The following is an 18315-nucleotide window of genomic DNA, read 5'->3' on the forward strand; positions in this document are numbered from 1 at the left end:
GTGTCCCAGGTGCTCCGTACTCCCTTGTGTGGCTAGCTGCACAGCTTGGTGAAGCTCTCTTCGATGCGTGTCAGGACCGCGGCCACATGCGGCAGACTCAGCGGATCGTCGGATGCCAGAGCCTCCTCCTGCTGCTCGGCAGTGTCGCCGTAGAGCATGCTGGTGGCGGCCTTGAAGCGCAGGGCGCTTTCGTCGTCGCCGAGGTGGTGCCCGGCCAGGACCATCACTCCGTACGCGTCGAAGAGGTGGCGCTGGAGGCTGCCGGAATCGGTGATGCCGCGTAAGGCCAGGTGCTCGCGCAGCGGTTCGAAGTCGGGATAGACGTAGAAGCCCCCGGTGGGCGGGCGGCAGGTGGCGCCCGCGTTGACCATGATGCGGTGGACGGCGCGGGCGAGGGCGCCGTGCAGGCGGGCGCTGGCGGCGAGCCGTCGACGGATCTCGGGAGGTTCCGCGAAGGCGTAGGCGGCTACTTCCTGCATGGGGCCGGCGAGGGTCGACCAGACTTCGCTGGCGACGGAGATGACGCCGTCTCGGACGCCTCGGCCCCAGGTGCCCTCGGGGAAGCGGCAGACTCCGATGCGCCAGCCACCGAGCGCGAGGGTCTTGGACAGGCCGTTGGTGACGATGGTGCGGTGAGGGGCGACTTCGGCGGGGCTGAGGAAGGGGGTGGTGGGGTCGTGCACGATGTCGCGGTAGATCTCGTCGGAGATGATGACGAGGTCCAGCTCCTCGGCGATGGCGCAGATCTCGCGTACGAGCGCGGGTGATGCCAGGGTGCCGGTGGGATTGTCCGGCAGCGTCAGGATGATGGTGCGCGGGTCGCCGCCGGCGTCTCGCGCGGCGCTGACCGTATCGCGCAGGGCGGCCGGGTCGGGGATGCCGCCGCATTCTGCGGGGATCTGCACCGGGTACGCCTTCTTGCCGGCCAGGCGGGCTTGCGGGGCGTAGGAGTTCCAGGCGGGCCGGGGCAGGATCACGTCGCCGGGCAGGACGTGCTGGAGCGCCATGAGTAGCGGTTTGCTGCCCGGGCCGACGACGATCTGGTCGGCGTGGGTGGGCAGCTTGCGACGGCTGAAGTAGCCCGCGGCGGCCTGCCGGACCTCGTGGCCGCCGGCCACGGGCCCGTAGGCGTTGCGTCCGGCGCCCCGTGCGAGCTGTTCGGTCAGAGGACCGAAGGCGGGCAGCCGTGATTCGCCGAAGCCGAGGTGTACGACGTGCTCTCCGGCCGCCCGGCGTTCGGCGACCAGTTGGTTCAGTGCGAGGTTGGGCGAGGTTTTCCAGAGGGCGGCGTCAGGCATGGGCGAGCTCCTCGTCCAGCCAGGCCGATGCCTCCAACTGCTCGGTGAGGGAGGGAAGTGCGCCCTGGACGGCGGTGGCGATGTCGGTGGGGACATCGGCCGCCAGTTGCAGTTCGTCCAGCCATGCGGCGGTTTCGGAGTAGTGCGCGCGGAAGGGCCGGCCGACGAGCTGGGGGTTGCGGGCCTGGAGCATGCGCAGCTGGAAGAAGCGTCCCTCGGCGGTTTCCGTGACGCCGTCGACGATGACCTTGCCGGGGGTGGCGGACATGACGGGACCTCGGACGGTGCGGGCCAGGCCGGGCAGGGTGCGGTAGGCGTTGTGGAAGATCTCGTGCGCGCGTGCGAGGGGCACCCTGAAGTAATCGTACGGACCGGTGTCGCGCTCGACGAACATGTAGTACGGGACCGCTCCCGCGGCCAGTTCGGCGCGCCAGAGGCTGCTCCAGGCCTGCGGGTCGTCGTTCACGTGAGCGACCAGGGGAGCCTGGCAGTAGGCGAGCGCGCCGGTGGAGCGGATGCGTGAGACTGCGCGGCGGGCGAGGTCGGTCTCCAGCTCGCGCGGGTGGGTGAAGTGCATCATCACGGCGAGGTTGCGGCCGGAGGCGACGACCTTTTCGAAGAGACGCAGGACGTCGTCGGCATCGTTGTCGGTGACGAAGCGCTGGGGCCAGTAGGCGACCGACTTGGTGCCGATGCGGATGGTGCGGACGGTCGTGACGTCGAGGATCGGTTCCAGGTGACTGCGCAGCCGGTCCGTGGACATGATCATCGGGTCGCCGCCGGTGACGAGGACGTCGTCGACCTCAGGGTGCCTGCCGAGGTAGTCGACGAGGCGGCTGGGCTCGGGGACGGCGAAGCGCAGGTCGGCGTCGCCGACGAACTGGGCCCAGCGGAAGCAGTAGGTGCAATAAGAGTGGCAGGTCTGGCCCTGGCCCGGGAAGTACAGGACGGTTTCCCGGTACTTGTGCTGCAGGCCGGGTACCTCGTCGCCGTCGATGGTGGGGACGTTCAGCTGTTTCTGGCCCGAGGGGTGCGGGTTGAGCCCGCCTCGGATCTGCTGGACGGCGAGTCGGAGGGCCTGCTTGGCGTTGGGGTCGCCCACCAGGGCAGCCAGGCGCTGCTCGTCCTCGGCCTTCAGCATTCCGCTCTGCGGGAAGACCATCTGGAATATGGGGTCATGCGGAATGTTGTCCCAGTCGACGAGATTCGACAGGACGTACTCGTTGACGCGGAACGGCAGGACGGTCGAAAGGACTTGTATGGACCTGGCGATGTGTTTGGGGATGCCAAACCTGTCCGCTATTTCGTCGACATGGCGTGGACCGTAGGCCCGAAACCGCTCTTTTTCCGGGATGGCAGGGACTGTCAAGGACATGCGACTTCCTCCGGTTTCAAGGAAATTGAGCCAAGCGATTTCCTTGATCCTAGAAGGCGGCGGCCGGCCGGAACAGGGAGTTCGACGGCCGGCCGATAGGCGCTGTCAATGCCTGCATAGTTGCTGCGCAAGGCTGCGGGTGAAAGGGAGGCGTTCGCCGCGGGTCAGTTCTTCGGGGCCGTGGCGTCGATCTCTGCCAGCGTCCGCGGGGTCATGGTCCGCAGGAAGGGGACGAAGATGAGGAGGGTGGCGACGGTGAACACCGCGAAGGCCGTGCGCATCCCGAACCATTCGGCGAGCAGGCCGACCAGGCCGGCGCCGAGAGGCATTGCGCCCCAGCTGAAAAGGCGCGCGGCGGCGTTGTAGCGGCCGAGCATGCCACTGGGGACGAGCCGCTGGCTGATGGTGCGGGAGTTGACGGTCCACAGGATGCCGCCCATGCCGCCCAGGAAGGCGCCGGTGGCGACGACCCAGAGGTTGGTGGAGAGTACGGGGGCGGCGACCATGGCAGCCGTGCCGATCAGATCGGCGAACATCGACCAGCGCCGGCCCAGCAGCCGGTTGACCGTGGTGACGGTGAGCGCGCCGATCAGGCCCCCCGCGCCGAGTGCGCTGAGCAGGATGCCGTACTCACGCGAGTCGAGATGCATCAGCGAGGTGGCGACCAGGGGCATGAGGGCGAGCCAGGCGCCCCAGCAGGCGGAGAGCACGGTCAGGGCGAGCGCCATCAGACGCAGCAGCCGCTGCTGCCACAGGAAGCGGACGCCCTCGGCGATGCGCTCGTTGACGGAGCCGGTCGGCCGGGTGCCGTCGGTCCCCGGCTTGAATCGGCCTACGAGGAAGACGAGGATCAGAGTGCCGATCAGGTAGCCGACGCCGGTCCAGCCCAGCGCCACACTGGCGCCCGCGGCGACCAGGAGCCCACCGACGAAAGGGCCGCAGAACTCGTTGCACGCCGTTTCGGCCCCCGCCACCCAGGCGTTGGCGCGCTCCTGGCCGGCCGGGGCGACCGCGGACGGGACGAGGGTGGCGGCGCACGTCAGGGCGACGACTTCGGCGATGCCCAGGACAAGGCCTGCGACGTAGAGCGCGGGGATGGTCACGGAGTCCTGCAGGGCCAGGCCGAGCAAGGCCGCGATGACGAGCATGCGCGCGCCGTCGGCCAGCCACAGCAGCAGCCGACGGTCGAAACGGTCCACGAGGACACCGACATGCAGGGCGACGAGCAGCCACGGAAGCGTGAGGGTGAGGCCGACGCCGGCCACCTGGGCGGGGGAGTCCGTCAGTTGGGTCGCCATCAGCGGCAGCACCACCTTGGTGACGCCGTCGGCCAGGTTGGTGATCGCGGTGAAGCCCACCAGGACCGCGGTGTTGCGTGTGCTGCGGTCGGTCGGCCTCGGCTGCTCTGTCTGCCGACCCGGTTCCGCGGACGTGATCTGCTCGTCCAGCACACCGTCCATGAGTAACCTCCTAAAGCTCTTTGGTAGTGAGTATGGCACTGGTAACCTGGCGGTACAGCAGGATTCAGACATGACCTATCAATGGCCTTGATAGGTGGAACACGATCTTCGATCGAGGAAGGTGGCCCGGCATGCTCAAGCCCTCTCCCGCCGCCGAGTTGGTCGAGGCGTTCACCAACACCATTGATCTGGAGAGCGGCGACGACGACGTCGCGACCCCCGGTGAGCTCGCGCGCTGGCTGGCCGGTCGCCGGCTGGCCGACGAATCGCTGCGGCTGACCGCTGAGGAGCATCGGGCGTTCCAGGATCTGCGTGCCGGGATCCGTGAGGCCCTTGACGTGGCGGACCCTGTGTCACCGCACCGGCTCGCCCTGGCCGATGCGGCGCTGGCCGAGGTTCCCGTCCTGATCACGCTCAACCGGTCCACGTGGGGTGACCGGCCGCAGCCGCTGGTGCCGGCCCCGGGTCAGGCCCCGGCACAGGCGGCCCTCGCGTACGTGGCCATCGGTTGGACGGAGGTCGTACTGACCGGCCAGATCCAGCGGCTCAAGCGGTGCGCGGAGCACACCTGCGGCTGGGTGTTCTGGGACTCGTCGAAGAACAACAGCCGGCGCTGGTGCTCGATGCGGGTGTGCGGCAATCGCACCAAGTCCCGGCGCTACGCCGCCCGCCGCCGCGACACCGTCGACTGACCCACTGCCAACCGGCAAAGCAACGGTGCATGTTCGCGCATATACATCGGCTGCGACCAATAGCAATCACCAAATCTTGATCGGGTCATAGGCGATGTGAATCGCGGCGCCTTGCCGAGGATGCCTTCCCGACGGATTCCGGATGGAACCAGCGATACCCTCATAAGCCCTGGCTATGGCCTGGCTCCCTGATCTTCTTGACCGTGCATCAGCCACTCCGAATAACATGGCATCGCTCATTCATTTCACCGAACAGCGATTGCCGTCGGCGCGATCTCCGCGCCGGTTGTGACGGCGAATTCACCCACGCCAGAACAAGGAGTCCGGATGCCGGAACCACTTGCCGTTGTCACCGGCGGAACCAGGGGAATCGGACTGGCCCTGAGTCGCCGCCTGATCCGCATGGGTCACCGCGTCGTCGCCTTCTACGGATCCGACCGGGACGCGGCCGCGAAGGCCGAGGCGAACAATGGCGGACGGCTGACCACTCTGCGGGTCGACCTCTCCGACGCCCAGCAGGTCGCCGACGCCGCCGCCCGCGTACTGGCCGAGCACGGTACTCCCGCGGTGCTGGTGAACAACGCCGGCCTCAACGTCGACCGCCCGTTTCTGCAACTCACCGACGACGACTGGCGGCGCGTCCTGGACACCAATCTGTCCGGGCCGTTCTGGCTCATCCGCGCCCTCGCCCCCGCCATGATCGCCGCGGGTGGCGGATCGGTGGTCAACATCGGCGCCACCACCGGCATCCGGCCTCGCGTCGACGGTGCCAACTACTGCGCCAGCAAGGCCGGCCTGCTGCAGCTCACCAAGTGCCTGGCCCTGGAGCTCGCCCCGGCCATCCGGGTCAACTGCCTCATCCCGGGAATGATCGACACCGAGGAGCTGCGGACCCGCTGGCGGCTGGACGACCCCGACCGGATGGCGCAGACCCTGGACGAGATACCCACCCGCCGCATGGGAACCACCGAAGACATCGCCGACGCACTCGAGTTCATGGTCGGCCCGGCCGCTTCCTACCTCAATGGTCAGAAACTGATCATTGACGGTGGGCAGTTCATGTGGTGAGCGCCGACATGCCCGAGCAGATCCTCAGCCTCGCCCGTGCCGCCTTCGACGCCGCACCGCCCCTCGGGGACCCGGCGTACGCCCGCTACTGCCGTGAACTCGCCGGCCACCTGAAAGCGCGGTGGCACGAGATCCAGACAGCCAACCAGGCCGACATCGCCCGCGCGCAGATGCGGGGCCTCCCGCCCACCCTCGTAGCCCGCCTTCGGCTGACCGACGAGCACCTCGAGGGCATGGTCGAGCTGACCGGCGCCGTCGAACGGGAACTGACCGCGGTCCTCGCCGGAACACCGGAAATCCCGGCCGGGGACTGGGGCATCCTGCGACGCGTCCCCAAGCCGCTCGGTGTGGCTCTCATGATCTACGAGGCCCGGCCCACCGTGACCGTCGACGGCGCACTGCTCCCGGTCGCCGTCGGCAACGCGGTGCTGCTGCGCGGCGGCAAGGAAAGCGCGGCCACGGACGCAGCCCTCGCCGAGGTCGTGAAATCCGCGCTGGCCGCGGCCGGCCTGCCCACCGGGCTCGTGACCGTCCTCGACGACCCCGACCGTTCCTTGATGAAGGGGATCCTTGCCCGCCCCGACCAGGTCGACGTTCTCATTCCGCGCGGCAGCCCCTCGTTGATCGAATACTGCCGCACGGCGAGTTCCATCCCGCTCATCGCCAGCGGCGGCGGCGTCAACCACCTGTACGTTCACCGCACCGCGGACCTGGCGCTGGCCGCGCGCGTCACCCTGAACAGCAAGGTCCCCGAGCCGGCCGGATGCACCTCGGTGGAAATGGTCCTGGTCGACCAGGAGATCGCCGCGGACTTCCTGGCGGCCGTCCTGGCCGAGTGCGAGCGGCAGGACGCGCAGCTGACAGTGCGCCTGGATGCGTCCGTGAAGCAGCCCGCGGCACGCGACGACAGCCCCTGGCGCACCGAGCCCCTCGAACCGCACGACCTGGGCCGGGAGTTCCTCGACCCGGTGATCGGCCTGCGGCCCGTCCCCGGTCTCGAAGCCGCCGCCGACCACATCCGCGCCTATGGCTCCCGCCACACCGAAGGCGTCCTCACCGAGGACCCTGCCGCCGCCCAGCAGTTCGCCCGGCAGGTCGACGCCGCCATGATCGTGGTCAACGGCTCGCTGCGGCTGCACGACGGGCCCAAGCTCGGCCTCGGCTCCGAAATCTCCATCGCCACCGGACGACTGCACGTACGCGGCCCGGTGACCCTGGGCGCCCTGGTGACCAGCACCTGGGTCGTCGAGGCCAACGGCGAACTGCGCGGCTGAACCGATCCGAAGCACGCAGAACCGGGCGCGGCCGCCCGGTCCCCGACACATCACTCCCACCGTGACGTGCTGCCCGCTGCCGCGGGCGCACCGACCTTCCCTGCGAGAGGCAGTCATGACAACAGTGCAACACTCCTACCGGGCCACGGTAGGCGACACCGTCAGGCGCGTTGTCGTCGCGGAGTCCAGGCTCTCCATCGACCCGGCCACCATCGCCGAGAGCGAACCGCTGGTCGGCGAGCTGCTGCGGGTGAACTCCCTCGGATTCGTGGGCATGCTCGTACGGATCGAGGACGAGCTGGGAGTCACCCTCCCCGACGACCTCTTCGTCGGCCGCAATTTCCAGACCGTCGGCGACCTCATCGACGTCGTCGTCTCCGGTGCGGAGAACGCCCGATGACCGTCGAGCTTCCCACCCGCTGGCGCAGCACCCTGCCGTACTTGTCGCAGCCCATGCCGCCGGACCTCACGCCCGAGTCCGCGGGTGGCACCGGAGTCGGCGTCAACCTGCCGATGGAGCTGGTACGGCAGAGCGTGCTCGAGCGTGAGTACTGGCAGATCCCGGCCGAAGTCCTCGACGCTTACCGGCAGTTCCGGCCCACCCCGATGTGGCGCGCCACCGGATTCGAACGGGCCATCGGCGCCCGGGTGCCGGTGTACATGAAGTACGAGGGCGGCAACATCTCCGGCAGCCACAAGCTCAACACCGCCCTCGCCCAGGCCTACTACTACAAGAAGGCCGGCGTGAAGGAGCTGGTCACCGGTACCGGAGCCGGTCAGTGGGGCACCGCCATGGCCGCCGCCTGCGCGTTGTTCGGACTGCGCTGCCGGGTGTTCATGGTGGAGTCCAGCCTGCGCCGCAAGCCGTACCGCGGTGTGCTGATGCGCATGCTCGGTGCCGAGATCCACTCCAGCCCGAGCGGTCTGACCAGCGTCTCCGGCAGACGTGAGAACGGCGTGGGCAACAGCCTCGCGCTGGCGATCGGGGAGGCCGTCGAGTATGCGGCGACCCATGACGGGGTTGCCTTCTGCATCGGCAGCGGAGAGACGTACAGCATCCTCCACCAGTCGGTCATCGGTCTCGAGTCCCAGGCACAACTCGCCGAGCTGGACGCCCGGGTCGACACGGTGGTGGGCGCGGTGGGCGCAGGATCCAACTTCGGCGGGATCGCCCTGCCCTTCCACGCGGAGGCCAGGGCAACCGGCACGCAGCCCCCTATGCTGGTGGCCGCCGAGTCGTCGACGGCGCCGAAGCTCACCCGAGGTGTCTACGCGTACGACAAGACCGACGCGACCGGTTCCGGCCCGCTGGAAGCGATGTACACCATCGGCAGCGACCATCCGATCCCGGACGCCCACTCGGCGGGTCTGCGCTTCCATGGAGCGGCGAAGATCATCTCGGCGATGCGGCACACCGGCGACCTGGCCGCGACCGCCGTCACCCAGCAAGAGGCCCTGGACGCCGGCCGGTTGCTGACCCGGCACGAGGCCGTACTGCCCGCCCCCGAATCGGGGCACGCACTGGCAGCGGCGGCCAAGCTCGCCACCACGGGCGCGGACGGCATGCGGTCAGAACGCGGTGTACTGGTGTGTGTCAGCGGCCACGGCTACCTCGACCTGGCCGCATACGAGCAGCTTCTCAACGAGGAGTTGGGCGACGAGGCGCCGAGTGACCAGGCGCTGCTGAGCGCCGTCTCGGGCCTGAAGCCGGCTGGGCAGGGCGTCGGCGGTCCGCTGCTCGTGGGAGGCCGCTGATGACCCCGGTCACCGAAACGCAGCAGCGCAACGAGGCCGTCCCGTCCGTCCGCGCGGACATGCTCGACTGCGTCCAGTCCAACCTGGCCGTGCTCGCCGACCGGCAGCACGGACCGGACACCCATCTGGCGCTCGGCGCGACCCTGCGGTTCAGGCCGCGGCCCGGCCCGGGCGGACTGCCCACCGTCGAGCCCGAGCCGGCGAGCCAGCTGTCCGGCACGGAAGTCCTCGGGCTGGTCGAGCGCCGCCGCTGGAGCGGGGTGGCGACGGAGGAGCTGGCGGAACTCGCCGAGAAGCACGGACTGCTGTACGTCATGGCCGACACGTACGACATGCCGTGGCTGCCGTACCACCGGCAGCGACACATGGAGCACAGCTACCTGGTGGCGCCCGCCGGTGAGAAGGCGCTGGTCACCGACGCCTACTACAGCCACACCCCGTGGGGCGTCGCGTCCCCCGGGCAGTGGGTCATGGACTGGGACGACCTGCCCCCGTCCACATTGGTGGTGCGATTCGATCCGGACGACGCGGGGGCTCCCCCCGTCCGGCCCGGCACCGACTTCGGCGACATCGACAGCTATGTCGGCGCCTATGCGGCCCACCCGGACCGGAGCGCAGCCCTGGAGCAACTCACCACGGAAACCTGGCTGCTGGCCCGCTCCCGACGGCTGCACGCGGCCTTCCTCACGCAGCACGGCAAGCCTGTCGGCGCAGAGACCGCTGCCCACCTCCAAAGACTGGAACGCCTCGCGGAGCAGGCCTTCCTCGCACTGCGCCGGGTGCAGCGCGGGCGCGCGGAACCGGAGCGCCTGCTGCCTGACCTGGCCGCAGCCCTACGAGCCGAACGGCACGTCTTCGCCGGCCAGGACCAGCTGCGCGAGACGGTGACGGCCACTGTCGCCGGGGTGCTGGGCGTCGATACGGCAGAGGTGCTGACCGCGCCCTCTCTGACAGCGATCGCCGGCTTCAACTCCTTCCAGGTCGTCGAGATCGTCGAAGCGCTGGAGGAGCGACTCGCCGTCGAATTCGACCCCGAGGATCTGGTCCCGGAGAACCTCCACCAGCTCGAGGACCTGTGCAGGCTCGCCGCCGCGGCCGCCGCCCCCTGACCACCGTTCGATCCTTATCAGGAGCCACGATATGGACGCCCGTTTCACCGAACTGCTGACACCGTTCCTCAAGTACCTCCGGGGACAGGAGCTCACCGAGGACTCCGTACTGCGCGAACTGGGCCTGGACTCGATGCAGTCGATCGAGCTGCTCTTCGCCATCGAGGACACCTTCGGTATCGCACTGGCCGACGAGGATCTGAACGACGCGACCTTCGCAACCGCCGGCACCCTGTGGAAAGCCATCGAGGCAGCCTCCGGCGGCAGCGCGGGCAGCCGGGCGGAGGCGGCGTGAACACCGCGCAGGCCGCCGGCCATGGCACACTCAGCGGCTCCTTCCAGGGGAAGAGCCTGACCGAGAAGGCCGGGTACGTGGCGCAGATCGCCGCCGAGCACGCACCTCACCACGACCGCGAGGCCACCTTCCCCGTCGAGGCCCTGGCCGCGCTGAGAGAGACCGGCCTGCTGGGCCTGACCGTGCCGATCGACCACGGCGGGCTCGGCGCGACCGTGTCCGATCTCCTCGACGTCTGCATCGAACTGGGCCGCGCGGACATGTCCGTCGCCATGATCCTCGGCATGCACTGCCAGCAGGTCGCCGCCCTGGTCGGGCACGCAGCACCCCAGCTGCGGGACGAACTGCTCCCGCGGATCGCCGGAGGCCGGCTCTACCTGGCATCCGTCACCACCGAGGCGGGCAAGGGCGGCCATCTGCTCACCGCCGAGTCCCAGGCGCACACCGACAACTCCCATCTGCTGATCGACCGGTTCGCGCCGATCGTGACCGGCGGCGCTCATGCCGACGGCTTTCTGATCACCGTCCGGGCCCCGGACGCGACCTCCCCCAACCAGGTCTCCCTCGTCTACGCAGACCGCGAGCAGCTCACCATCGAGCAGAGCGGTGACTGGCAGCCGATGGGCATGCGGGCCAGTCACAGCGCCGCCCTGCGGCTGACCGGCCGTGTTCCGGCACACCAGGTCGTCGGCGAGCACGGTCACTTCTCCCGGATCGCCGGCGAGGTCTTCGGCCCGCTCGCCCACCTGGCCTGGTCCGCGGCCTGGCTCGGCACGGCGGCCGGAGCACTCGCCCGGGTCGTCGGGATGCTGCGCAGCCCTGCCGGCCGGCGCCGCTTCGACCTCGGCTCCGAGCTGCTGCTCGGCCGGCTCTCCGCGGCCCGCCAGAAGATCGACACGGTGCACGCTCTGCTGCGGCACACCGAGCAGGCGTTGCGCGGCGGCACCGAGCTGTCCGCCCCGCGCATCCAACTGCTGCTCAACGCCCTCAAAATCACGGCCTCGGAGCAGTGCCACGCTGCGGTCGACGACCTCATCCAGGTGGTGGGCCTGCGCGACGGGTACCTCAAGGACTCCGCGACCCGGCTGGAGCTGGCCCTGCGCGATCTCCGGTCGGCGCCCCTGAACTACAGCAACGACAGGCTGCACCAGGCCGACGGGCGGCTCGCCCTGCTCGACACGGAGGTGCGTCTTGCCTGAAGGCGCCCTGCTCACCCTCGCGGCACATGAACCGACCGGGCCCCGGGCCGCCTTGGACGGCCTGCCTGCGCATGCGGACGGCCGACAGGTCTGGGCGGCCCTCGGCGCGGCCGGCCACCTGACCGGTGTCTACCGCGACGGCGACCCGGCTGCAGGAGTGGAACCGGCCGCGCTCGAAAGGCTCATGACCGATGTGGACGCCCGCGCCGGTATCGGGTCCACGCTCGCGGTGTGCGTACAGATCGCCACTGCCGTGCCCCTGCTCGCCCTCGGCGGGCAGCCGGCCGGGCGCGCCCTGGCGGAGGCACTTGCGGGGACGGCGGTCATCGCGCTCGCGGCGACCGACGAGGGCTCCGGTACGGACCTCGCAGGTCTGGGCACCACAGTGGCCGTCGCCGACGAGAGCATCACGGTCACCGGCACCAAACGGTGGATTACCAACGCCACCCAGGCAGATCACTTCCTGGTGCTGGCGCGCCACCGTGAGGGCCGCCACTTCACCAACTTCACCTGGGTCCTGGTGCCCGCCAAGGCCGCCGGTGTGTCGGTCGAGGCGGCCGACACCGCGCTGTTCGACGGCTCCGGCACCGGCCACGTCCGGCTGGACCACGTACGGCTGTCGCGCGAACATCTCGTCGGAAGAGTGGGGCGCGGGATGACCTCCTTCGCCTCACACATCGCGGTGGAGCGGCTGACCGGCACGTTGTGGGCGGTCGCGCTGTGCACCCGCATGCTGGCACAGACGAAACGGCGCTTGGAACAGCGCCGGTTCGGCGACGGAACGCTGTGGCAGCTCGAAAGCGTCCAGCAGCGTTTTGCCGCAGGTCTGGTCCGTACGCACCAGCTGCGGGCACTCGTCGACCGGCTCGCCGACCGTGTAGCCCGCGGCCACGACACCACGGCCGCGGCACTCCTCAAGGCCAGTGCGGCGCTGACCGTCGACGGGGTGCTGGCCGAGTGCGCCCAGCTGCAGGGCGCCGAGGGTTTCGCGGGCACGGGTGCCCAGTGGACCAGGGCCCAGGCCGCCCTGTGGGGTATCGGCGGCGGGACCACCGAAGTCGTGCTCTCCACCGTGGCGGGTGCCTCGGACTCTCTCCTCGCGGAGCTGTCACCATGAACGTGATCGAGATCGAACCCGGCATCTGGGCTGTGACGCGGCAGGGCGTCACCTCGACCCGTGGGCATCCGGACGACCAGGCGGCCGCCTCCGGGATGGTCCAGTGGCGGGCGGAGGAGTTCCTCGCCGGCCGGGCCCTGCTGCGGGAACTCCTGGCCGAGGTCGTTCCGGAGGCTGCCGGCGGGCGGGTGTCGCTCGGGCCGAACGGCAAGCCGTTCCTGGCCGAGTGGCCCGACATCGGCGTCAGTGTCGCCCACGACGAGGGCCACTTCGCCGCCTGCGTTTCCGTGGGCCGCGCCGTAGGCATCGACATCCAGCAACCTGTGCGGGACCTCGATGCAGGAGTGATCCGGCGCTGTGTCCGCCACGGACTCGAAACGCTGAACTCGCTGCCGATCGCGGAGCGTTCGCTCGAGTTCGCCTGGATCTGGACCGCGCAGGAAGCCTGCGTGAAGGCCGAGGGCAGCGGTCTGGCCGGCGGCCCCTGGACCGTGGACGTGCGCCTGAAACAGACGACCGGCACCTGGAAGGGCTTCGAGTGGCGCAGCCTTCGCGAACGGTCGGACACACCCTTGAGCTGCGCCTGGGAGGTGGCGTGATGAATGGTGTACTGACCGGGATACCGGAACTGAGCTGCTACACCGCCAACTTGGTGGCCTACCTGGAGCCGGAGCTGCCGCAGGCGAGCCGGCGGCTCGCCGAAGCCGTCCGTCTGGCGGTCCGTGTCGATGAGCCGAGTGGCCATCTGGCCTTCTCCCATCACCGCCGTATCGACCTTACGGACCGCTCCGGGGGACTCGGCTACCGCAGCGCAGCCCGGTGGCCACACGCGCTGGCGGCCCTGCGGGCGGAACTCGCCCTGAGCGGGCGGGTACTGGCCGTCGGCAACACCCGGTGCGTGCCGTGGTCGCCGGCGTACGGGAAGTCCACCGTGGCGCACTGGGTGTTGCTGGAGGCTGTTCCCCAACTCGCCGACGCATGGCGGATCACCGACCGCTTCGCCGCCCTGCTGCCCGAAGGCGAGCAACTCCCTTACAGCGGGGTGGTGGACGACGACGGGTTGCGCGAGTTGCTCACCCCGCTCGGTGACCTGCGGCGGCAGTACATGCTGCGCGACATCCACGCCCTCGGAGTTCCGTCGGCGCTGCCCGAGCAGTCGCACTACCGCTGGCTGGTCCGTGACCCGCTCCCGGCCGGCCCGCAGCAGACCGGACAGTGGCTGCAGGACCAGCTGGAGGTACTGGAGTTCCTCGCGGACCGGCTGGGCTCGGACCCCGCGGTGCTGGCCGCACACGCGGACGACCTCTGGGCGGCCTCCCGCCACCAGCGTCACCGCCTGGAACTGCTCGCCCACCGCGGCCGGCTGCCGGAGCCGGTCGCTACCGCGGCGATGGCGAGCTGGGCCGAACTGCCCCGCTCGCTGCGCTTCGCCGTCACTTCGGCGGAGCGGGGCCGGCCACGGCCCGGAGTGGTGGCGAAGGCATTCGCCGACCTGATCAGCACCATGACCCCTGCACTGCGGGAGGAGCACTCCTGATGGCCAAGACAAAACGGCTCTACGAATGGTTCGCGCAATCCACCCATGAGTACGGCGACACACACGTCGCGCTGGAGGTCGACGGGCAGCGTCTCACCTACGACCAGCTCGCCGCCGCGGCCGCACGAGTGGCCGGGGCCATCCTGCAACGGCACGGCGGGGTGCCGTCCCGAGTCGGGCTGCTCGCGTCCCGCAGCGTCGTCGCCTACGCCGGATATCTGGCGGTCGCCCGGCTGGGCGCCACCGTCGTGCCGCTGAACCCCGCGTTCCCGGTCGGCCGCAACAGCGATGTGGCAAGGGAAGCGAGCCTGGACCTGGTGATCGCCGACGCCGCCCTGCCCGCTCTGGCGGAGCTGCCCGTACCGGTACTGCCGCTGGGCGACAAGGATCTGCCGGCACTGCTGTCGGGGCCGGTGCCGCGGCTGCCCGAACTCGGCCCGGCCTCCGGGGATCTCGCGTACATCCTCTTCACGTCCGGATCGACCGGGCGGCCCAAAGGGGTGCCCGTCACTCATGCGAACGTCGCTGCCTATCTCGACCATGTCATCCCCCGGTACCGACTCGGGCCGGGCGCCCGGGTGTCGCAGACCTTCGACCTGACCTTCGATCCGTCGGTGTACGACATGTTCGCGGCCTGGGGATCGGGCGCGGCCCTCGTCGTGCCCACGCGCAACGACGTGTTGTCCCCCGTACGGTTCGTCAACCGCAACCGGATCACCCACTGGAACTCGGTGCCGTCCGTCGCGGCCATCGCGCTGCGGCTGCGCGCCCTGAAGCCGGGAGCGATGCCCTCCCTGCGGTGGAGCCTGTTCTGCGGTGAGGCCCTGAAGCTGGCGCATGCCGAGGCATGGCAGGCTGCCGCTCCGAACAGCACCGTCGAGAACATCTACGGCCCGACCGAGATGACGGTGACGTGGACGGAGTTCCGGCTCCCGGGCAGCGTGGACCTCTGGCCGCGGACGGACAATGGGACGGTGCCCATCGGCACTCCGTACCCGGGTCAGGAACACCTGATCCTGGACGAGGACGGGCGCCCGGCCGACGACGGGGAACTGTGTGTGCGCGGCACACAGCGCTTCCCCGGCTATCTGGACCCGGCCGACAACGTGGGCAGGTTCCGCACCTTCGACGGCCGGCAGAGCGCGGTCTACGACGGATCCGAACCACTGACCGCGGAACACTGGTACCGGACCGGCGACCGCGTGAAGCTGCTCGACGGCGTCCTGGTGCATCTGGGCCGGCTCGACCACCAGTTGAAGATCCGCGGCTACCGGGTGGAACTCGGTGAGATCGAGTCTCTGCTGCTGCGCCGGCCGGGCGTCACCGACGCGGTGGTGGTGGCCCTGCCCGGGCGGAAGGGCGATCCGCTGTTGCACGCGGTGTGCACGGGCGCCGGTGCGAACCGGGAGGAGCTGCTGGAGGCCCTGCGGCGCAAGCTCCCGGCCTACATGGTGCCCGCCACGGTCACCTTCACCGGCGCTCTGCCGCTCAACGCGAACGGCAAGGTCGATCGTGCCGCGCTCGTCGCGTCCTTGTCCGAACCGCAAGCGGCCTGAGGGAACAGACGATGACCATCGACATACAGTCCATGCCCGACACCCGAGTGGACCATGGCACCTTCCGGCGCGTGATGGCGCGGTTCCCGAGCTTCGTCGCCGTCATCACCACCGACACGCACCGCGGCCCGGCCGGATGCACCGCCACCGCAGTGCTGTCGTTGTCGCTCGACCCGGCAAGCATCCTGGTGTCGCTGCGCAGTGCGGGGCGGACCCTGAACGACATACGTGGCTCCGGGGCGTTCGCGGTCAATGTTCTGTCCTGGCAGCAGCGGGACCTGGCACGGCAGTTCGCCACCGGCGACCCTGGCCGGCGCTTCGACGGGGTTGCGCACTCGCACCTGAGCGGCGTTCCGGTGCTGGACGACTGCTCGGCCACCGTCGTGTGCCGACTGCAGGAAGCGATCGAGGCGCTCGACCACACCCTGCTGATCGGGACCGCGGAACAGGCCACGAGCAGGCCGGACGCACCGATGGTGCTGCTGGACGGCCAGTCGCACCGGATTCCCGACATGGCGGACTTCCGCTCCCTCTGACTTCGAGACACCTGCGAGGAGACCTCACCGTGACCACGTTTGCCGAAACCGCCGTCGCGCGCCCGCCGGCGCAGGAGGAGATGCTGCACTCCTACCTGCTCGCCGCGGCGGCCACCATGCCCGACAGCCCGGCCGTCGTCGAGTTCGTGGCCAATGACGACGTACAGACAGTCAGCTATCACCAGCTCGACGAGCTGACCCGCGGGTATGCGCTCGCCCTCGACTCGCTCGGCCTCGACATCGGCGACCGAGTGATCCTGGAGTCCGACACCTCAGCCCATGCCATCGCGATGCTGCTGGCCTGCTCGACGCTGGGGCTGCCTTTCGTGCCGGTCAGTCCGGAAACCCCTGACCAGCGACTGCATACGATTATTGAGACCACCGGTGCTTCGCTGCACGTACAGGCTGAGGGCGGAAAACGGGAGGGAATCCCCGGGCCCACCGGGACGGGGAGGTTCGGCGCCGGCAGGCTGGCGCTGGACCGGCTGCCGCCTCCGCGTACCCGGCGCCGCCGAGAGCTGTGCCCGACCGACACCGCGTACATGATCTTCACCTCGGGTACGACAGGCCGGCCCAAGGGCGTGGTGATGAGCCACCGTGCGGTGACGTCCTTCTACCGCGGGATGCTCTCCCACGGCATCGTCGGACCGCAGGACCGGGTGGCGACCACCTCGCCCCTGCAGTTCGACTTCTCGCTGCTGGACATCGGTCTCGCGCTGGGCAGCGGCGCGGCCGTGGCGCCCGTGCCACGCAAGCTGATGCGATGGCCCACCCGTTTTCTGCGGGTACTCGCCGACACCGGGGCCACACAGGTCAACGGGGTGCCGTCGATCTGGCGGCAGTCACTGAAGCATCTGCCGGACACGGTGGCCGCACTCAAGGACGTGCGCGGAGTGCTCTTCTGCGGGGAGGGCTTCCCGCTGCCCGAGCTGCGGCAGCTGCAGGAGCTCCTTCCGCAGGCAAGGCTGATCAACTGCTACGGGGCGACGGAATCCATGGCTTGTTCCTTCACGGATGTGCCGCGGCCGCTTCCGGCCGGCCTTGAGAAGCTGTCCATCGGGTACGCCCACCCGGGCGCCGAGATGCTGCTTGTCGACGACTCTGGCCATCTCATCGAGCAGGAAGAGGTACCGGGGGAGATTCATCTGCGCACCCCGGCCCTCTTCACCGGCTACTGGGACGATCCGAAGGCTTCCGCGGCCGCGCGAGTGCCCGATCCGGCCGAACCACGCTCGGGCCAGCTGGTGCTGAAGACCGGTGACCTCGCCTATCGAGGGCCGCACGGCGAGCTGTACTTCTGCGGCCGAGTCGACTCCCAGGTGCAGATCCGCGGCAACCGGGTGGAGCTGGGGGAGGTGGAGCGCAGGCTGCTCGAGCACCCCGATGTGGCCGGGGCCGCGGTTCTGCTGCTCGAACGGCCGGGGGCCGAACCGGTACTCGCCGCGGCTGTGGTGGCACGGGCCGGGGCGGACTCACCGGAAGACGGCCGGCTGACGGCCTTCTGCGGCCAGGCGCTGCAGTCCTACATGGTTCCCGACGAGATTCACTTCCTTGCCGAGCTGCCCGTCACTGAAAACGGCAAGGTCGACCGTCGGAGCCTGGCATTCCGATTTACCGAAGGCGGCTGAGCCGTGCGAGAGAAGTCCGAAGCGGCAACGGTTGACTGGCCACAGTCGGCGCCCGTCGAGCATGTGTATTTGAGCTACGCCTATCTCAATGCCCGCGACTACGATGCGTTCGCATCCCTACTCGAAGACGACGTCACAGTGAGCGTGCCGGACGAGGTGATCGCAAAAGGGCGCGCCGCCGTGATTTCGACGGAAAGACGCAGACGGGTCAGTTACTCGCTCGAGGATCTGTGGGCTGGTCAGGGGCGGATTGTCGCGACAGGCGTCTTCTATCGGCAGGCAGACTCGGTGCAAGGGGTGGATTTCGCCGACATCTTCACCGTTTCGCCCCGTGGCCTCATAGCCTCCCGGAAGACGTACGCTTCCGTGTGCCCTACACGCTAGGTCTTTACATCCGGCAAACCGGAACCAGCACT

The 18315-nt window shown here is 69.4% G+C and carries 18 protein-coding genes; 15 read left to right on the forward strand and 3 right to left on the reverse strand.

What is annotated here, in order from left to right; all coding sequences use genetic code 11:
• Positions 1-32: 32 nt before the first annotated feature.
• From ACQEVG_RS29070 to ACQEVG_RS29080, 3 genes are all read right to left on the reverse strand, one after another.
• Positions 33-1298, reverse strand: a complete 1266-nt coding sequence (locus tag ACQEVG_RS29070; RefSeq protein ID WP_432989180.1) for a pyridoxal phosphate-dependent aminotransferase — start codon at positions 1296-1298, stop codon at positions 33-35.
• Positions 1291-2673, reverse strand: a complete 1383-nt coding sequence (locus tag ACQEVG_RS29075; protein WP_432989182.1) for a KamA family radical SAM protein — start codon at positions 2671-2673, stop codon at positions 1291-1293. Before ACQEVG_RS29075 ends, ACQEVG_RS29070 begins: the two co-directional genes overlap by 8 nt.
• Before the next feature lie 164 nt (positions 2674-2837).
• The gene (locus ACQEVG_RS29080; RefSeq protein ID WP_432989184.1) at positions 2838-4133 is read right to left on the reverse strand and encodes an MFS transporter; all 1296 of its coding nucleotides are present in this window, start codon (positions 4131-4133) and stop codon (positions 2838-2840) included.
• A gap of 131 nt (positions 4134-4264) precedes the next feature.
• Between ACQEVG_RS29080 and ACQEVG_RS29085 the strand changes: the two genes are divergently transcribed.
• The 15 genes from ACQEVG_RS29085 (at position 4265) to ACQEVG_RS29155 (ending at position 18283) form a co-directional block, all read left to right on the forward strand.
• Entirely contained in the window at positions 4265-4825 is a 561-nt protein-coding gene (locus ACQEVG_RS29085) for a CGNR zinc finger domain-containing protein (RefSeq protein WP_432989186.1), read from the forward strand.
• A gap of 327 nt (positions 4826-5152) precedes the next feature.
• Positions 5153-5893: an SDR family NAD(P)-dependent oxidoreductase gene (locus ACQEVG_RS29090; protein WP_432989188.1), complete on the forward strand. Its 741-nt coding sequence runs from the start codon at positions 5153-5155 to the stop codon at positions 5891-5893.
• 8 nt (positions 5894-5901) lie between these two features.
• Entirely contained in the window at positions 5902-7167 is a 1266-nt protein-coding gene (locus tag ACQEVG_RS29095; RefSeq protein WP_432989190.1) for a glutamate-5-semialdehyde dehydrogenase, read from the forward strand.
• Positions 7168-7282: 115 nt separating this feature from the next.
• Positions 7283-7567: an acyl carrier protein gene (locus ACQEVG_RS29100; protein WP_432989192.1), complete on the forward strand. Its 285-nt coding sequence runs from the start codon at positions 7283-7285 to the stop codon at positions 7565-7567.
• Positions 7564-8922, forward strand: a complete 1359-nt coding sequence (locus ACQEVG_RS29105; RefSeq protein ID WP_432989194.1) for a TrpB-like pyridoxal phosphate-dependent enzyme — start codon at positions 7564-7566, stop codon at positions 8920-8922. Before ACQEVG_RS29100 ends, ACQEVG_RS29105 begins: the two co-directional genes overlap by 4 nt.
• Positions 8922-10031: an acyl carrier protein gene (locus tag ACQEVG_RS29110; RefSeq protein ID WP_432989196.1), complete on the forward strand. Its 1110-nt coding sequence runs from the start codon at positions 8922-8924 to the stop codon at positions 10029-10031. Before ACQEVG_RS29105 ends, ACQEVG_RS29110 begins: the two co-directional genes overlap by 1 nt.
• 31 nt (positions 10032-10062) lie before the next feature.
• A complete protein-coding gene (locus tag ACQEVG_RS29115; RefSeq protein WP_404727487.1) occupies positions 10063-10326 on the forward strand; it encodes an acyl carrier protein in 264 nt (87 codons plus the stop codon).
• Complete coding sequence (locus ACQEVG_RS29120; protein ID WP_432989199.1) at positions 10323-11525, forward strand: acyl-CoA dehydrogenase family protein; 1203 nt, start codon at positions 10323-10325, stop codon at positions 11523-11525. Before ACQEVG_RS29115 ends, ACQEVG_RS29120 begins: the two co-directional genes overlap by 4 nt.
• The gene (locus ACQEVG_RS29125) at positions 11518-12642 is read left to right on the forward strand and encodes an acyl-CoA dehydrogenase family protein (protein ID WP_432989201.1); all 1125 of its coding nucleotides are present in this window, start codon (positions 11518-11520) and stop codon (positions 12640-12642) included. The genes ACQEVG_RS29120 and ACQEVG_RS29125 overlap by 8 nt, the downstream gene beginning before the upstream one ends.
• A complete protein-coding gene (locus ACQEVG_RS29130; protein ID WP_432989203.1) occupies positions 12639-13241 on the forward strand; it encodes a 4'-phosphopantetheinyl transferase family protein in 603 nt (200 codons plus the stop codon). The genes ACQEVG_RS29125 and ACQEVG_RS29130 overlap by 4 nt, the downstream gene beginning before the upstream one ends.
• Positions 13241-14179, forward strand: a complete 939-nt coding sequence (locus ACQEVG_RS29135; RefSeq protein ID WP_432989205.1) for a hypothetical protein — start codon at positions 13241-13243, stop codon at positions 14177-14179. Before ACQEVG_RS29130 ends, ACQEVG_RS29135 begins: the two co-directional genes overlap by 1 nt.
• Positions 14179-15735, forward strand: coding sequence for an amino acid adenylation domain-containing protein (locus ACQEVG_RS29140; RefSeq protein ID WP_432989207.1), 1557 nt, complete (start codon positions 14179-14181; stop codon positions 15733-15735). Before ACQEVG_RS29135 ends, ACQEVG_RS29140 begins: the two co-directional genes overlap by 1 nt.
• Before the next feature lie 11 nt (positions 15736-15746).
• Positions 15747-16271 carry a flavin reductase family protein gene (locus tag ACQEVG_RS29145; RefSeq protein WP_432989209.1) on the forward strand — a complete coding sequence of 175 codons (525 nt, stop codon included), beginning with the start codon at positions 15747-15749 and terminating at the stop codon, positions 16269-16271.
• 80 nt (positions 16272-16351) lie between these two features.
• Entirely contained in the window at positions 16352-17899 is a 1548-nt protein-coding gene (locus ACQEVG_RS29150) for an AMP-binding protein (protein WP_432992991.1), read from the forward strand.
• Positions 17900-17902: 3 nt separating this feature from the next.
• On the forward strand, positions 17903-18283 hold the full coding sequence (locus ACQEVG_RS29155) for a nuclear transport factor 2 family protein (RefSeq protein WP_432989211.1): 381 nt from the start codon (positions 17903-17905) through the stop codon (positions 18281-18283).
• Positions 18284-18315 lie beyond the last annotated feature (32 nt).

Source organism: Streptomyces sp. CA-135486, from assembly GCF_050936555.1.
Taxonomy (GTDB): Bacteria; Actinomycetota; Actinomycetes; order Streptomycetales; family Streptomycetaceae; genus Streptomyces.

What these genes read in the sequence shown, in the direction of transcription:
- ACQEVG_RS29070 (WP_432989180.1), bottom strand. Translation starts at nt 1,298, where the DNA reads ATGCCTGACGCCGCCCTCTGGAAAACCTCGCCCAACCTCGCACTGAAC.
- ACQEVG_RS29075 (WP_432989182.1), bottom strand. Translation starts at nt 2,673, where the DNA reads ATGTCCTTGACAGTCCCTGCCATCCCGGAAAAAGAGCGGTTTCGGGCC.
- ACQEVG_RS29080 (WP_432989184.1), bottom strand. Translation starts at nt 4,133, where the DNA reads ATGGACGGTGTGCTGGACGAGCAGATCACGTCCGCGGAACCGGGTCGG.
- ACQEVG_RS29085 (WP_432989186.1), top strand. Translation starts at nt 4,265, where the DNA reads ATGCTCAAGCCCTCTCCCGCCGCCGAGTTGGTCGAGGCGTTCACCAAC.
- ACQEVG_RS29090 (WP_432989188.1), top strand. Translation starts at nt 5,153, where the DNA reads ATGCCGGAACCACTTGCCGTTGTCACCGGCGGAACCAGGGGAATCGGA.
- ACQEVG_RS29095 (WP_432989190.1), top strand. Translation starts at nt 5,902, where the DNA reads ATGCCCGAGCAGATCCTCAGCCTCGCCCGTGCCGCCTTCGACGCCGCA.
- ACQEVG_RS29100 (WP_432989192.1), top strand. Translation starts at nt 7,283, where the DNA reads ATGACAACAGTGCAACACTCCTACCGGGCCACGGTAGGCGACACCGTC.
- ACQEVG_RS29105 (WP_432989194.1), top strand. Translation starts at nt 7,564, where the DNA reads ATGACCGTCGAGCTTCCCACCCGCTGGCGCAGCACCCTGCCGTACTTG.
- ACQEVG_RS29110 (WP_432989196.1), top strand. Translation starts at nt 8,922, where the DNA reads ATGACCCCGGTCACCGAAACGCAGCAGCGCAACGAGGCCGTCCCGTCC.
- ACQEVG_RS29115 (WP_404727487.1), top strand. Translation starts at nt 10,063, where the DNA reads ATGGACGCCCGTTTCACCGAACTGCTGACACCGTTCCTCAAGTACCTC.
- ACQEVG_RS29130 (WP_432989203.1), top strand. Translation starts at nt 12,639, where the DNA reads ATGAACGTGATCGAGATCGAACCCGGCATCTGGGCTGTGACGCGGCAG.
- ACQEVG_RS29135 (WP_432989205.1), top strand. Translation starts at nt 13,241, where the DNA reads ATGAATGGTGTACTGACCGGGATACCGGAACTGAGCTGCTACACCGCC.
- ACQEVG_RS29140 (WP_432989207.1), top strand. Translation starts at nt 14,179, where the DNA reads ATGGCCAAGACAAAACGGCTCTACGAATGGTTCGCGCAATCCACCCAT.
- ACQEVG_RS29145 (WP_432989209.1), top strand. Translation starts at nt 15,747, where the DNA reads ATGACCATCGACATACAGTCCATGCCCGACACCCGAGTGGACCATGGC.
- ACQEVG_RS29150 (WP_432992991.1), top strand. Translation starts at nt 16,352, where the DNA reads ATGCTGCACTCCTACCTGCTCGCCGCGGCGGCCACCATGCCCGACAGC.